Origin of the sequence: Streptomyces sp. NBC_00513 (assembly GCF_041431415.1) — a bacterium.
GTDB lineage: Bacteria > Actinomycetota > Actinomycetes > Streptomycetales > Streptomycetaceae > Streptomyces.
Genome location: NZ_CP107845.1, coordinates 5,536,242 through 5,550,975 on the forward strand (window position 1 = coordinate 5,536,242; position 14,734 = coordinate 5,550,975).

The window sequence follows — 14,734 nt, forward strand, 5'->3', positions numbered from 1 at the left end:
GGGCGCGCGGCCCCCGCTCACGGCCGGCGCGTCACGGCCCACCGGGATCGGGAAGCAGCCGGGGAGTCGGCCGGGGGAGCAGCCCCAGCGGGTTGAGGTAGGTCTCGCCTGCCAGGAGACCCCAGTGCAGGCAGGGAAGCGGACAGTGGGCGCCCTCGGTGAGGACCGCCACCACCTGCCCCGCCGCGACCTCCTCCCCCTCGACGACGAGCGGGCGGACCGGCTCGTACGTCGTGCGCAGCCCGCCCGGGAGGGTGAGCGAGAGGACGCCTCGCCCCGCCACCGGCCCGGCGTGGTGGACCCGGCCGGGACCCGGAGCCCTGATCTCCGTGCCCACCGGCGCCGCCAGGTCCACGCCCCGGTGTCCGGCGGCGTACGGGGTCGGGGGTGGGTCCCACCATCGGGCCACGATCAGCGGGGGCGGCAGCGGGCGCACTCCCGGGGTGAAGGCCTGGGACAGCGCGAGCAGCAGTGTGAACAGCAGTGTCGTCATACGGGCCAGCGTGCCGGGCGGCGTCGGACCTTGCCGGAGCCTGTGGACGGCCGGGTCGGTGTGGACAAACGCGTCACCCGGCATACCGCCGGGTCCCGTACACTTCTTGTGGCGATCCGGGTCACCGGGTCGACTTCGCACGCCCCAGCACCGGCCGGTCAGGCCACGTGAAAGCGTCTCTCGGTCCCCTCTCAGGGGGCAGGGCGCGGCGGGGCGTCAGGAACCAAACCGAGAAAACAAGGAGATGGCCATGGCCGTCGTAACGATGCGGGAGCTGCTGGAAAGCGGCGTCCACTTCGGTCACCAGACCCGCCGCTGGAACCCGAAGATGAAGCGCTTCATCTTCACGGAGCGCAACGGCATCTACATCATCGACCTGCTCCAGTCGCTGTCGTACATCGACCGCGCCTACGAGTTCGTGAAGGAGACCGTCGCGCACGGTGGCTCCATCATGTTCGTCGGTACCAAGAAGCAGGCTCAGGAAGCCATCGCCGAGCAGGCGACGCGCGTCGGCATGCCGTACGTCAACCAGCGGTGGCTGGGTGGCATGCTCACCAACTTCTCGACCGTCTACAAGCGCCTTCAGCGTCTGAAGGAGCTTGAGGCGATCGACTTCGAGGACGTCGCCGCCTCGGGTCTCACCAAGAAGGAGCTCCTGGTCCTCTCTCGCGAGAAGATCAAGCTGGAGAAGACCCTCGGTGGTATCCGCGAGATGTCGAAGGTTCCCAGCGCCGTCTGGATCGTCGACACCAAGAAGGAGCACATCGCCGTCGGTGAGGCGCGCAAGCTCCACATCCCGGTCGTCGCGATCCTCGACACCAACTGCGACCCCGACGAGGTCGACTACAAGATCCCGGGCAACGACGACGCGATCCGCTCCGTCACCCTGCTCACCCGCGTGATCGCCGACGCCGTCGCCGAGGGCCTCATCGCCCGCTCCGGCGCTGCGACCGGCGACTCGAAGCCGGGCGAGAAGGCCGCCGCCGAGCCGCTCGCCGAGTGGGAGCGCGACCTCCTCGAGGGCGAGAAGAAGGCTGACGACGCCGAGGCCGCTCCGGCCGAGGCCGCTGCCGAGGCCCCCGCCGCCGAGGCCGTCGAGGCTCCGGCTGCCGAGGCCCCGGCCGCGGACGCCGAGGCTCCGGCCGCCGAGGCTGTCGAGGCTCCGGCCGCCGACGCCGAGCAGGCCTGACCCACTGAGAGCGCCCGGCGTTCACGCGCCGGGCACTCGCAGCACGGACGATGACGGCGGGGGAGCCGCGCCACAAGCGCGACTCCTCCGCCGTTCACCCGTAGATCTACGACTTCGAGAGAGAATCACAGACTCATGGCGAACTACACCGCCGCTGACGTCAAGAAGCTCCGCGAGCTCACCGGCGTCGGCATGATGGACTGCAAGAACGCACTGGTCGAGTCCGACGGCGACGTCGACAAGGCCATCGAGGCGCTCCGCATCAAGGGTCAGAAGGGCGTCGCCAAGCGCGAGGGCCGTTCTGCCGAGAACGGTGCCGTCGCCTCCCTGATCGCCGACGACAACACCTCCGGTGTCCTCGTCGAGCTGAAGTGCGAGACGGACTTCGTCGCCAAGGGCGACAAGTTCCAGGCCGTCACCAACGAGCTGGCCGCCCACATCGCCGCGACGTCCCCGGCCGACCTCGAGGCGCTGCTCGCGTCCGAGATCGCTCCCGGCAAGACCGTCCAGGCGTTCGTGGACGAGGCCAACGCCAACCTCGGCGAGAAGATCGTCCTGGACCGCTTCGCGCAGTTCACCGGCGGTTACGTCTCGGCGTACATGCACCGCACGATGCCCGACCTGCCGTTCCAGATCGGCGTCCTGGTCGAGCTCGACAAGGAGAACGCCGAGGTCGCTCGCGGCGTCGCGCAGCACATCGCCGCGTTCGCCCCGCAGTACCTCGCCAAGGAAGACGTTCCGGCCGAGAAGGTCGAGTCCGAGCGTCGCGTCGCCGAGGAGATCACCCGCGCGGAGGGCAAGCCCGAGGCTGCCATCGCCAAGATCGTCGAGGGTCGCGTCAACGGCTTCTTCAAGGAAGCCACCCTGCTCGGCCAGCCGTACGCGCTGGACAACAAGAAGTCCGTCCAGAAGGTTCTGGACGAGGCCGGTGTCACCCTGGTGCGCTTCAGCCGCATCAAGGTCGGCATCTGAGTCCGTCCGTACGCGACGGACACCGGACCCCGGTAGGGTCTGAAGCAGTCGTCCACGCTTGCGCAGGACGACCGCAGATCTGACGAGGAGGCCATTGCCGTAGAGGGAACCGCGAGGACCCACCGGCAATGGCCTTCTTCGTATGTGCACGAGGAGATCTCCATGAATCAGGGCGTGGACACCCACACCGCTTCCGACGACAAGAGCGACCACGAGAAGAAGGGCCGGCGCTTCATGCTGAAGCTGTCGGGTGAAGCCTTCTCCGGCGGCGGCGGACTGGGCGTCGACCCTGACGTCGTGCACGCCATCGCCCGCGAGATCGCGGCCGTTGTCCGAGACGGCGCGGAGATCGCGATTGTCATCGGCGGCGGCAACTTCTTCCGCGGCGCCGAGCTGCAGCAGCGTGGCATGGACCGTGCGCGGTCCGACTACATGGGCATGCTCGGCACCGTCATGAACTGCCTCGCCCTCCAGGACTTCCTGGAGAAGGAAGGCATCGACAGCCGCGTCCAGACCGCCATCACCATGGGCCAGGTCGCGGAGCCGTACATCCCGCTGCGTGCCGTGAGGCACCTGGAGAAGGGGCGCGTCGTCATCTTCGGCGCCGGCATGGGCATGCCGTACTTCTCCACCGACACCACGGCGGCCCAGCGCGCCCTGGAGATCGACGCCGAAGCCCTGCTCATGGGCAAGAACGGTGTCGACGGGGTCTACGACTCCGACCCGAAGGCCAACCCGGACGCGGTGAAGTTCGACGCGCTGGAGTACAGCGAGGTGCTGTCCCGGGACCTCAAGGTCGCCGACGCCACTGCCATCACGCTCTGCCGCGACAACAAGCTGCCGATCCTGGTCTTCGAACTGCTCGCCGAGGGCAATATCGCCCGCGCCGTCAAGGGTGAGAAGATCGGCACGCTCGTGAGCGACCAGGGCACCCGGGCCTGACCTCCGCATCGCCGGTCCACGCACGCCGCGGACCGGCCCGCCCCGCCCGCCTGAACCATCCATATCTGACATGCAGGAGCACGTGGTGATCGAAGAAATCCTCCTCGAGGCCGAGGAGAAGATGGAGAAGGCCGTCGTCGTCGCCAAGGAAGACTTCGCCGCGATTCGCACGGGACGTGCGCACCCGGCGATGTTCAACAAGATCGTGGCGGAGTACTACGGCGCCATCACGCCCATCAACCAGCTCGCCTCCTTCGCCGTGCCCGAGCCGCGCATGGCGGTCGTGACGCCCTTCGACGCGTCCGCGCTGCGCAACATCGAGCAGGCCATCCGCGACTCGGACCTCGGGGTCAACCCGAGCAACGACGGCCGCATCATCCGGGTGACCTTCCCCGAGCTGACGCAGGAGCGCCGCAAGGAGTACGTCAAGGTCGCGCGCACCAAGGCCGAGGACTCCAAGGTCTCCATCCGCGCCGTCCGCCGCAAGGCCAAGGACGCCCTCGACAAGCTCGTCAAGGACAAGGAAGCCGGCGAGGACGAGGTGCGTCGCGCCGAGAAGGAGCTCGACGACACCACCGCGAAGTACGTCGCGCAGGTGGACGAGCTGCTGAAGCACAAGGAAGCCGAGCTCCTCGAAGTCTGATGAACGACTCTTCCTGGCAGCCGGAGCCGGTTCCGGCGGGTCCCGCATACGATGCGCAGGCGGGCCCGCAGACTCGGCCCATGCCCATCGTGCCCGATGCCGCCGGCCGTGACTTCGACGACCGGGAAGCACGCGATCGGGGGGCCGCCGCCGCAGGCGGCCCCCTCTTCCGCGACGAGACGCCGCCGCAGGAGCCCATGCCCAGCCCCCCGCCTCCGCCCTCGCAGGCACCGCAGGACCCCTCGCCCCCACCGCCGAAGAAGCGTGCGGGGCGGGATCTGCGTGCCGCCATAGGGGTCGGCGTCGGCCTCGGTGCGGTGATCTTCGCTTCCCTCTTCATCGTCAAGGCGGTCTTCGTCGGCGTCGTCGTCGTCGCGGTCGTCGTGGGGCTGTGGGAGCTCACCTCCCGGCTCCAGGAGAAGAAGGGCATCAAGGCGCCGCTCGTCCCGCTCGCGGTCGGTGGCGCCGCCATGATCATCGCGGGGTACGTCCGGGGGGCCGAGGGAGCCTGGGTCGCCATGGCCCTGACCGCCCTCGCGGTCCTGGTCTGGCGGATGACCGAGCCGCCCGAGGACTACCTCAAGGACGTCACGGCGGGTGTCTTCGCCGCGTTCTACGTACCTTTCCTGGCGACCTTCGTCACGATGCTGCTCGCCGCCGACGACGGTCCGCAGCGGGTGGTGACGTTCCTGGTCCTGACCGTGGTCAGTGACACCGGGGCCTACGCGGTGGGCTGGCGCTTCGGCAAGACCAAGCTCGCGCCGCGCATCAGCCCCGGCAAGACCCGCGAGGGGCTGTTCGGGGCGGTGGCCTTCGCGATGGCGGCCGGCGCGCTGTGCATGGAGTTCCTGGTCGACGGCGGGATCTGGTGGCAGGGCCTGCTGCTGGGGCTGGCCGTCGCGGTCAGTGCCACGCTGGGCGACCTCGGCGAGTCGATGATCAAGCGGGACCTGGGCATCAAGGACATGGGGACCCTGCTTCCCGGTCACGGCGGGATCATGGACCGGCTCGACTCGCTGCTGCCGACCGCTCCGGTGGTGTGGCTGCTGCTGGCCGCTTTCGTCGGCACCGGCTGACACCGGCCTCCGGTTACTCTTGAAAGGCGTGCTGCTTCTGCGGCGCGCCTTTCGTCTTACGAGGAGTACCTGCCATGGCCCGCCCTGTTCCGGGAGAGCTCACTTTCGTCGCCCCTCGCGGGGTGAAGAAGCCGCCCCGGCACCTCGCCGACATGACCCCGGCCGAGCGCCGCGAGGCGGTCGCCGCGATCGGTGAGAAGCCGTTCCGGGCCAAGCAGCTCTCCCAGCACTACTTCGCGCGGTACGCGCACGACCCGGCGGAGTGGACGGACATCCCGGCCGCCTCGCGGGAGAAGCTTCAGCAGGAGCTGCTGCCGGACCTGATGAACGTCTTGCGGCACATCTCGTGCGATGACGACACCACGCGCAAGACCCTGTGGAAGCTGCACGACGGCACGCTCGTCGAGTCCGTGCTGATGCGCTACCCGGACCGGGTCACCATGTGCATCTCCTCGCAGGCGGGCTGCGGGATGAACTGCCCGTTCTGCGCCACCGGCCAGGCGGGACTGGACCGCAACCTGTCCACCGCCGAGATCGTGCACCAGATCGTGGACGGCATGCGCGCGCTGCGCGACGGCGAGGTCCCCGGCGGGCCGGCCCGGCTGTCCAACATCGTCTTCATGGGCATGGGCGAGCCGCTGGCCAACTACAACCGGGTCGTCGGCGCCATCCGCCGGCTGACCGACCCGGAGCCCGACGGTCTGGGGCTGTCCCAGCGCGGCATCACCGTCTCCACCGTCGGTCTGGTCCCGGCCATGCTGCGCTTCGCCGACGAGGGCTTCAAGTGCCGTCTCGCCGTGTCGCTGCACGCTCCGGACGACGAGCTGCGCGACACCCTCGTCCCCGTGAACACCCGCTGGAACGTCCGCGAGGTGCTGGGCGCGGCGTGGGAGTACGCGGAGAAGTCCGGCCGTCGCATCTCCATCGAGTACGCCCTGATCCGCGACATCAACGACCAGGCCTGGCGTGGTGACCTGCTCGGCAAGCTCCTCAAGGGCAAGCGCGTACACGTCAACCTGATCCCGCTGAACCCGACGCCCGGCTCGAAGTGGACGGCCTCGCGTCCCGAGGACGAGAAGGCCTTCGTGGAGGCCATCGCCCGCCACGGCGTGCCGGTGACCGTACGGGACACCCGCGGTCAGGAGATCGACGGCGCGTGCGGCCAGCTGGCCGCCTCGGAGCGCTAGGTTCCGTTTCCGGTCGGTCACATTCGGCCACCGGGGTACTCTGTGGCCGAACAAATTTCATATTCCGACAGGGGAGCGCCACAGCGCTGAGAGTGCGGTAACCGTCACCGCAGACCCTCTGAACCTCGCCCCGGTCATTCGGGGTAGGAAGTTCGGTCACCACTCAAGCTGTTGCGCCCTGCCCGGCGTCCGCTCCACAGAGCGCCGGGCAGGGCCGCGTCTTCTCCTGGACATCCCAGGAGGAATTCACCAGTGAGCACCACCAGGAAGTACGCGGGCCTCGCGCTCGTGGCCGCGCTCGGCGTCGCCGGCCTCAGCGCCTGCGGCGACGGCGGGACCAAGGACAAGCCGGCGGCGGGCGCGAGCGACGCCCCGAAGTCCAAGACCGTCACGCTCGTCTCCCACGACTCCTTCAACGTCAGCGACGCGGTCCTCAAGGAGTTCGAGCAGCAGAGCGGCTACACGGTCAAGAAGCTGAAGTCCGGGGACGCCGGCGCCGCCCTGAACCAGGAGATCCTCACGAAGGGCTCCCCGCGCGGCGACGTCTTCTTCGGCGTGGACAACACCCTCCTGTCGCGGGCCCTCGACAACGGCATCTTCACCCCGTACGAGGCCAAGGGCCTGGCCGAGGTCAAGCCCGAGTTCATGCTCGACAAGGAGCACCGGGTCACCCCGATCGACTCCGGTGACATCTGCGTCAACTACGACAAGAAGTACTTCGCCGACAAGAAGATCGCCCCGCCGCAGACGCTGGACGACCTGATCAAGCCGGAGTACAAGGACCTGCTGGTCACCGAGAACGCCGCGACCTCCTCGCCCGGTCTCGGATTCCTGCTCGCCTCCGTCGGCAAGTACGGCGAGGACGGCTGGAAGGACTACTGGACCAAGCTGAAGGCCAACGGCGTCGAGGTCGTCGACGGCTGGGAGCAGGCCTACAACGAGCGGTTCTCCGGCTCGGCCGGCGGCAAGAAGGCCAAGGGCGACCGCCCGCTGGTCGTCTCGTACGCCTCCAGCCCGCCGGTCGAGGTGCTGTACGGCGAGCCGAAGCCGGCCGAGGCTCCGACCGGTGTCTCCACCGGCACCTGCTTCCGCCAGATCGAGTTCGCGGGTCTGCTGAAGGGCGCGAAGAACGAGGAGGGGGGCAAGGCCCTCCTTGACTTCCTGATCAGCAAGAAGTTCCAGGAAGACATGCCCCTGAACATGTTCGTGAACCCGGTCGTCAAGAACGCGGCGCTGCCGGAGCTCTTCACGAAGCACGGTGTGGTGATCGAGAAGCCGGAGAACGTCGCGCCGGAGACCATCGCCAAGAACCGTGAGCAGTGGGTCAAGGCATGGTCCTCGCTCGCCGTGAAGTAGGACGGGTGAGCCCGAGGGAGGGGACGCGGGCCACGCTGGTCAGGCTGGGCCTGATGGTGATCCCGCTCGTCTTCTTCGGGCTGTTCTTCGCCTATCCCGTCGCCGCGATCGTCGGGCGCGGGCTGAAGACCGACGACGGGTGGCAGTTCGGCCGGATCGGCGAGGTGCTGGGCCGGCCCGACATCGCCGACGTGCTGTGGTTCACCACCTGGCAGGCGCTCGCGTCGACGGCGCTCACGCTCCTGATCGCGCTCCCCGCCGCGTACGTCTTCGCGCGCTTCGAGTTCCCGGGAAAGCAACTGCTGCGGGCGGTGGTCACGGTTCCGTTCGTGCTGCCGACCGTGGTGGTCGGCACGGCCTTCCTCGCGCTGGTCGGGCGGAACGGACTGCTGGACGAGACCTGGGGTGTTCGACTCGACACCACCGTCTGGGCGATCCTGCTGGCCCACGTCTTCTTCAACTACGCGGTCGTCGTACGGACGGTGGGCGGGCTCTGGGCGCAGCTCGACCCGCGGCAGGAAGAGGCCGCCCGGGTGCTGGGGGCCGGACGGTTCGCGGCCTGGCGGCGGGTGACGCTGCCGGCGCTCGGACCGGCCGTGGCCGCCGCCTCGCTGATGGTCTTCCTGTTCACGTTCACCTCCTTCGGTGTCGTGCAGATCCTGGGCGGGCCGTCCTACGCCACCCTGGAGGTGGAGGTCTACCGGCAGACCGCGCAGTTGCTCGACCTGTCGACGGCCGCCGTGTTGACGATGATCCAGTTCGCCGCCGTCGGACTGATCCTGTGCGTGCACGCCTGGACCGTGCGCAGGCGGGAGACGGCGCTGCGGCTCGTGGACCCGGGTCGGACCGCGCACCGGCCCAAGGGCGTGGCGCAGCGCGCCCTGTTGGGCGGGGTGCTGCTGACCGTGGCGCTGCTGATCGTGCTGCCGCTGGGCGTCCTGGTGGAACGGTCCTTCGACACCCCCGGCGGGTACGGCCTCGACTTCTACCGGGCGTTGGCGGACGTGGGCGCGGGCGGCGGGACGTTCCTGGTCCCGCCGCTGGAGGCCATCGGGAACTCCCTGCGGTACGCGCTGGCGGCCACCGCCATCGCCCTGCTCATCGGGGGGCTCGCGGCCGCGGCGCTGACCCGGCGCGCGGGTCGCTTCGTACGGGGCTTCGACGCGCTGCTGATGCTGCCGCTCGGGGTGTCCGCCGTGACGGTCGGCTTCGGATTCCTGATCACCCTGGACGAGCCTCCGCTCGACCTGCGCACCTCGTGGATCCTGGTGCCCCTGGCGCAGGCCCTGGTCGGCGTGCCGTTCGTGGTGCGGACGATGCTGCCCGTACTGCGCGCCGTCGACGGACGGTTGCGGGAGGCGGCCGGCGTGCTCGGTGCCTCGCCCCTGCGGGCCTGGCGGGAAGTGGACCTGCCGCTCGTGCGCCGGGCCCTGCTGATCGCGGCCGGTTTCGCCTTCGCCGTGTCGCTCGGCGAGTTCGGGGCGACCGTCTTCATCGCACGGGCCGACAGCCCCACGCTGCCCGTGGCCGTCGCGCGGCTGCTGGGGCGGGCCGGAGAACTGAACTACGGGCAGGCGATGGCCCTGAGCACGATTCTGATGCTGGTGTGCGCGGTGTCCCTGCTGGTGCTGGAGCGGCTGCGACCCGACAAGACCTCGGGAGAGTTCTGATGACGCTGCTTCGGCTGGACGGGGTGTCGGTCCGCTTCGGCGAACGCGACGTCGTGGACGCCGTGGAACTGGAGGTCGCCGAGCACGAGATCGTCTGCGTGCTGGGACCGAGCGGCAGCGGGAAGTCCACGCTGCTGCGGGTGGTCGCCGGACTCCAGCCGGTCTCGGTCGGACGCGTGCTGCTGGACGGCGCGGACCAGGCACCGGTGCCGGTGCACCGGCGCGGGGTGGGCCTGATGTTCCAGGACCACCAACTGTTCCCGCACCGCGACGTGGCCGGCAACGTCGGCTTCGGGCTGCGGATGCGGGGCACCTCGCGGGACGCCCGCGCGGGCCGGGTCGAGGAGCTGCTGGACCTGGTCGGGCTTCCCGGAGCCGGGCGTCGCGCCGTCGCGTCGCTGTCGGGCGGCGAACAGCAGCGGGTCGCGCTGGCGAGGGCGCTCGCCCCGTCCCCGCGCCTGCTGATGCTCGACGAACCGCTGGGCCAGTTGGACCGGGGGCTGCGCGAACGGCTGGTGGTGGAACTCCAGGGGCTGTTCTCCCGGCTGGGGACGACCGTCCTGGCGGTCACCCACGACCAAGGGGAGGCCTTCGCGCTGGCCGACCGCGTCGTGGTGATGCGGGACGGGCGGATCGCGCAGGTGGGAACCCCGCTGGAGGTGTGGGAGCGGCCGGCCTCGGAGTTCGTGGCACGGTTCCTCGGCTTCGAGAACGTGGTCCCGGCCACGGTGTCGGGCGGCGCCGCGGCCACCCCCTGGGGCAAGGTCCCGGTGCCGGACGGCTCGCAGGAGGGGGAGCGCCTGCTCCTGGTCCGCGCCGCCGGAGTGACTCTGGCCGCCGAGGGACTGCCGTGCGTCGTGGAGTCGCGGACCTTCCGGGGGACCCACGTGGCACTGCTGTTGCGACCCGAGTCGGGTCCGCCGCTGGAGGCCGAGTGCGGGCCGGTCGGGGCACCGGTCGTGGGGGACCGCGTCGCGGTGACGTTCACCCCCGGCGAGGTCGTCGTCCTGCCGGCGGAGGACTGATCGGGGCCGATCGGACGCCGACACGACTCCGCCCCCGGCCCCTTCGCCCCGTGAGGGCGGTGGGGCCGGGGGCGGTCGCGCTCCCGGTACGGCAGTACGGCGGTGTGGCGGTTACGCGACCGGCACCGGGTCCGGGGACTCCGCCGGAGCCTCGGCTCCGTCGTGATTGCCGTACCAGGCCACCGCCACGGCGCCCGTCACCGCGAGGACGAAGCCCAGCACCGCCAGCCAGGCCAGGCCGGGGCGGGACGCGTCGCCCAGCAGGAGGACGCCGATGGCGCCCGGGAGGACCGTCTCGCCGACCACCAGGGCGGCGGTGGCCCCGTTCACGGACCCGATCTGGAGGGCCACCGTGTGCAGGTACATGCCGCCGACGCCCGCCACGAGGATGGCGTACAGGGCCGGGTCGGAGAGCAGGGCGCCCAGGCCGAAAGGCTCGACGCCGTTCAGGATGCGAACGCCCACCCCCAGCGCACCGAAGGCCAGGCCCGACAGCAGACCGGCCAGGATCGCGGCCCGGCCGCCGAGGAACCGGACCGCCACCGTGCCGCCCACGATGATCAGCAGGGTGATCGCGAGCAGCCACCAGTGCGTGGACATCGGCGCGTGATGGCCGCCCTCGTGTCCCGCGGCCGTCGCCAGCAGCACGAGCGCCGCGCAGACGACGCCGATGGAGGTCCACTCCTTGCGAGTGAGCCGGATGCCCAGCATCTTCACGCTGAGCACGGCGGTGATCACGAGGTTGGCGCTGATCACGGTCTGGGAGAGGAACAGCGGAAGGAGACGCGCCGCGAGCGCGCCCAGGCCGAAGCCCACGAAGTCCAGGATCGTGCCGACGATGAACTCCCAGGTCATCGCCGCCTTCGCGGTCGAGGACAGGTTCGGTCCGCCGTGCGCGGTCACCCCGGCCGCGGCCGGGGACGTCCGGGCCGCCCGGCGCGAGCCGACGGCTTGCAGGACGGATCCCGTGCCGTAGCAGATGGACGCCGCGATGGCGGTCAGCAGGCCTATGAGCACAGAGGGCTCCGTTCACGTCTGGCAGGTTTTGCGGTACCTCTACCAGACGTGCGAATCGGCCGGGAAGTTGCCTCGTCGGGTCAGCGCATCGAGGCGAGTGCCGCCGGGACCTCGTCCACGGAGTCCACCAGGGCGATCCTCGACTCCATCGACCGGCCGCGCGCCAGTGCCCGGAGCAGCGGCCAGGCCGGCAGGTGCTCCGTCCAGTGGGCGCGGTCGACCAGGACCATCGGGGTCGGTTCGCCGCGCGACTCGTAGTGGTTCGGGGTCGCGTTGTCGAAGATCTCCTGGACGGTTCCCGCGGCGCCCGGGAGGAACACCACGCCCGCGGTGGACCGCGCCAGCAGTCCGTCCTCACGGGTGGCGTTCGCGAAGTACTTGGCGATGTGGCCGGCGAAGGGGTTCGGCGGCTCGTGCCCGTAGAACCAGGTCGGGATCCCCACCGAGTCGCCGCCCTCGGGCCAGCGTTCCCGTACGGCGAAGGCCGCTCTCGCCCAGTCGGACACGGACGGCGTGAAGGAAGGCGCCTTGGCCAACATCTCCAACGCCTCGGGCAGCGCCTCGTCGGGGGCGGGCGCGAGATAGGCGCCGAGGTTCGCGGCCTCCATCGCGCCCGGGCCGCCGCCGGTGGCCACGGTCAGCCCGGACCGGGACAGGGTCCGGCCGAGTTCCGCCGCGCCCAGGTAGTCCGTACCGCCGCGGGCCATGGCGTGGCCGCCCATCACTCCCACCACCCGGGCACCGGCGAGGTGCTCGTCCAGGGCGTCGGAGACGGCGTCGTCGTGGATGGAACGCAGCATCGAGGCGTAGATGTCGCCGTCGGCCTTGGTCTCCTGGAACCAGGCGTACGCCTGGGCGTCAGGGGTGGCCTCGTAGCCCTCCCGCAGGCCGGTGAACAGCTCGTCCGCGGTGTAGAGCAGACCCCGGTAGGGGTTGAACGGCAGGTCCGGCACCGGCGGGAAGACCAGGGCGCCGTCGGCGCGGACCTTCGCGGAGGCGTCGGGCTCCATGGCACAGCCGAGGAACACGGCGGCCGAGGTGTCGGCCGACAGCAGCGCGAACGTCCGCTCCAGCAGGTTGACCGACTGGACCCGGTAGCCGCTCAGGGAACCCCGAGCGGCGACCTGGTCGAATTCGGCGAGCGTCTCGATCTCGATGTCTGGGTTGACCATTCGGCCCACACTAAGGGCTGCGTCAGTCAGCGGGTCAACGCGAGAGACGTCAGTTGCGCCACACCCCAACTGAGGGATACGCATACGGCGAGCAGGGCAGTCGCGCGTACGGTGACGGCCGTACGCAGCACCGTTCCGGGGGTTCCCAGGTCGTTCAGGGTGTCCCGGACGGCGGTGCGGGACTGCCGGGATTCGACCGCTGATGTGAGGAGAGTCGCAGCCGCGCACAGTGCCACGAGCACGGCGGCCGGACCCGTCAGCGGGCCGAGCGGCGGCAGGAAACCCTCGGTGTCGCGCACGGCGAGGGTGGTGAGCCCGGCCGCGCCGATCGCGCACAGCACTCCGAGCGGCCGGCCCAGTCGCGGCGCCTCCTCCTGGAGGCTGCGCCCGGCGAGCAGCCGGAGCGCGCCCGGGCGGACGGCCTGCACCAGGGTTCCGCAGGCGAAGGCCACGCCCGGCCCGGCCAGAGCGAGCCCCATCGCGATCAGGGCCCAGCCCGTCGGCACGGCGGCGCTGCCCCGTCCGGCGTAGGTCTCGACGGTCAGGCCGGAAGCGGTGAGGGCGACCCCCCAGGGGACCCCGCTCTGCGGGGACAGCCCGGCCAGCGGCGGACGGGAGCGCAGGGAGAGGGCCACCGCCGCCGAGGCGGCGAGCGGGACCAGGGCCAGCAGGGTCAGGGCGGCCACCACCGGCAGCGGCTGTTCGGCGTGCAGCAACCGGGCGCCGGCCCCGTCGAACGGCAGGCCGCCGAGGTCGCCCCGCAGGTGCAGGAACGCGGCCAGGGCCACGGCGCTGCCCAGGGCGCAGGCGACGGCGGTGGAGATCGCCGCGACGAGGGTGCGCCGTACGGGACCCAGGCCGACCGCGTCCATTCCCTCCCGGGGCCGGGTCGCGGGGTCGGTCCGCGCCACGGCGACGGCGAACTGCACGGTGACGGCGAGCGGGACGAGCGCCCACAGCAGCCGAGGGAACGATCCGGCGGGACGGGCCAAGGCTCCGGCCAGCACGTACAGCAGCAGGAATCCGGTACCGGCGGCGGCGGTGGCGACGAGCAGCCGGCGCAGCTGGACCAGCGGCCGGGAGCCTCGGGCTAGGCGGAGAGCGAGCACGCGGCCTGGTCCTCCGTGGTGAGCGGGTTGGCGCCGGCAGCGACCGCGGCCGGGCGTCCGTCGAGGAGCTCGATCCGGCGGTCGGCGACGGCGGCGACCTCCTCGTCGTGGGTGGCCAGCAGTACGGAGATCTCGTGCGAGCGGGCCGCCGTGGTCAGGGTGCGCAGGAGCAGGGCGCGTTCGGTGCGGTGCAGGGAGGCGGTCGGCTCGTCGGCGAAGATCACCGTGGGCTCGTTGACCAGGGCTCGGGCCAGGGCGACCCGCTGTGACTCGGCCCGGGTGAGGGCGCCGGGGCGCTTGCGGGCGAAGCCGCCGATGTCGAGGCGGTCCAGCCATTCGCAGGCGGCGCTCTTGGCGGCGCGGTGCGGGGCGCCGGCGAGGAGCAGCGGCAGTGCGGCGTTCTCCCACACCTTGAGTTCGGGCAGCAGCCCCGGCTCGGGGCCGATCCAGCCGAACCGGTCGCGGCGCAGGCGCTCGCGGACCGCGGCTCCCATGGTGTGCACGGGGACGCTGTTGAACCAGACCTCGCCCTGTTCGGGCAGCAGCTGTCCGAACAGGCAGCGCAGCAGGGTGGTCTTGCCGCTTCCGCGGGGGCCGGTCACGGCCAGGATCTCACCTTGACGGACGCCGACGGAGACGCCGATGAGGCCTGGTGAACCGCTGTGGGAGTAGTGCAGGGAGCGCGCCCAGAGCACATCATTGTCTGCCGGAGCCACCATGGCGTACACCTCCGTCCGGGGGAACGAAGCGGAGCCGGTTCGGTCACTGGCGCCGCAATGAGATGTAAAGAGATGAACGTCTTGGATGGTGACAGCACACGGCCCGGACCCCCGCGTTCTCACTCGAACGGGCGATCCGGGCCGTGTGGTTCGGACGATGTACC

The 14,734-nt window shown here is 70.7% G+C and carries 14 protein-coding genes and 1 riboswitch; of the genes, 9 read left to right on the plus strand and 5 right to left on the minus strand.

What is annotated here, in order from left to right; translation table 11 throughout:
• Positions 1-31: 31 nt before the first annotated feature.
• The gene (locus tag OHA84_RS25690; protein WP_053675270.1) at positions 32-493 is read right to left on the minus strand and encodes a M23 family metallopeptidase; all 462 of its coding nucleotides are present in this window, start codon (positions 491-493) and stop codon (positions 32-34) included.
• 250 nt (positions 494-743) lie between these two features.
• Here OHA84_RS25690 and rpsB point away from each other — a divergent pair, with 250 nt between their 5' ends.
• From rpsB to OHA84_RS25735, 9 genes are all read left to right on the plus strand, one after another.
• A complete protein-coding gene (gene rpsB, locus OHA84_RS25695; protein ID WP_266969599.1) occupies positions 744-1,682 on the plus strand; it encodes a 30S ribosomal protein S2 in 939 nt (312 codons plus the stop codon).
• A gap of 135 nt (positions 1,683-1,817) precedes the next feature.
• Positions 1,818-2,654, plus strand: a complete 837-nt coding sequence (gene tsf / locus OHA84_RS25700; RefSeq protein WP_053675167.1) for a translation elongation factor Ts — start codon at positions 1,818-1,820, stop codon at positions 2,652-2,654.
• 162 nt (positions 2,655-2,816) lie between these two features.
• Positions 2,817-3,596 (plus strand): UMP kinase, encoded by a 780-nt coding sequence (gene pyrH, locus OHA84_RS25705; protein WP_053675272.1) that lies wholly within the window; start codon positions 2,817-2,819, stop codon positions 3,594-3,596.
• 85 nt (positions 3,597-3,681) lie between these two features.
• On the plus strand, positions 3,682-4,239 hold the full coding sequence (gene frr / locus OHA84_RS25710; RefSeq protein WP_053675274.1) for a ribosome recycling factor: 558 nt from the start codon (positions 3,682-3,684) through the stop codon (positions 4,237-4,239).
• Complete coding sequence (locus OHA84_RS25715; RefSeq protein ID WP_053675169.1) at positions 4,239-5,315, plus strand: phosphatidate cytidylyltransferase; 1,077 nt, start codon at positions 4,239-4,241, stop codon at positions 5,313-5,315. Before frr ends, OHA84_RS25715 begins: the two co-directional genes overlap by 1 nt.
• Positions 5,316-5,389: 74 nt before the next feature.
• Positions 5,390-6,502: a 23S rRNA (adenine(2503)-C(2))-methyltransferase RlmN gene (rlmN, locus tag OHA84_RS25720; RefSeq protein ID WP_053675171.1), complete on the plus strand. Its 1,113-nt coding sequence runs from the start codon at positions 5,390-5,392 to the stop codon at positions 6,500-6,502.
• Positions 6,503-6,561: 59 nt separating this feature from the next.
• Positions 6,562-6,670: riboswitch (TPP riboswitch) on the plus strand.
• 84 nt (positions 6,671-6,754) lie between these two features.
• A complete protein-coding gene (locus tag OHA84_RS25725; protein WP_266969595.1) occupies positions 6,755-7,858 on the plus strand; it encodes a thiamine ABC transporter substrate binding subunit in 1,104 nt (367 codons plus the stop codon).
• A 53-nt stretch (positions 7,859-7,911) separates the two neighbouring features.
• A complete protein-coding gene (locus OHA84_RS25730) occupies positions 7,912-9,528 on the plus strand; it encodes an iron ABC transporter permease (protein WP_266973956.1) in 1,617 nt (538 codons plus the stop codon).
• On the plus strand, positions 9,528-10,553 hold the full coding sequence (locus OHA84_RS25735; RefSeq protein WP_266969593.1) for an ABC transporter ATP-binding protein: 1,026 nt from the start codon (positions 9,528-9,530) through the stop codon (positions 10,551-10,553). The genes OHA84_RS25730 and OHA84_RS25735 overlap by 1 nt, the downstream gene beginning before the upstream one ends.
• 111 nt (positions 10,554-10,664) lie before the next feature.
• Here the strand turns inward: OHA84_RS25735 and OHA84_RS25740 are convergent, their stop codons facing one another.
• The 4 genes from OHA84_RS25740 to OHA84_RS25755 all read right to left on the minus strand — a co-directional run bounded on the left by OHA84_RS25740 (position 10,665) and on the right by OHA84_RS25755 (position 14,570).
• Positions 10,665-11,570 (minus strand): DMT family transporter, encoded by a 906-nt coding sequence (locus tag OHA84_RS25740; RefSeq protein WP_053675176.1) that lies wholly within the window; start codon positions 11,568-11,570, stop codon positions 10,665-10,667.
• An 80-nt stretch (positions 11,571-11,650) separates the two neighbouring features.
• A complete protein-coding gene (locus OHA84_RS25745; RefSeq protein ID WP_053675178.1) occupies positions 11,651-12,742 on the minus strand; it encodes an LOG family protein in 1,092 nt (363 codons plus the stop codon).
• A gap of 26 nt (positions 12,743-12,768) precedes the next feature.
• Complete coding sequence (locus OHA84_RS25750) at positions 12,769-13,851, minus strand: hypothetical protein (protein WP_266969591.1); 1,083 nt, start codon at positions 13,849-13,851, stop codon at positions 12,769-12,771.
• The gene (locus OHA84_RS25755) at positions 13,833-14,570 is read right to left on the minus strand and encodes an ABC transporter ATP-binding protein (RefSeq protein WP_053675182.1); all 738 of its coding nucleotides are present in this window, start codon (positions 14,568-14,570) and stop codon (positions 13,833-13,835) included. Before OHA84_RS25755 ends, OHA84_RS25750 begins: the two co-directional genes overlap by 19 nt.
• Between the last annotated feature and the right edge of the window lie 164 nt (positions 14,571-14,734).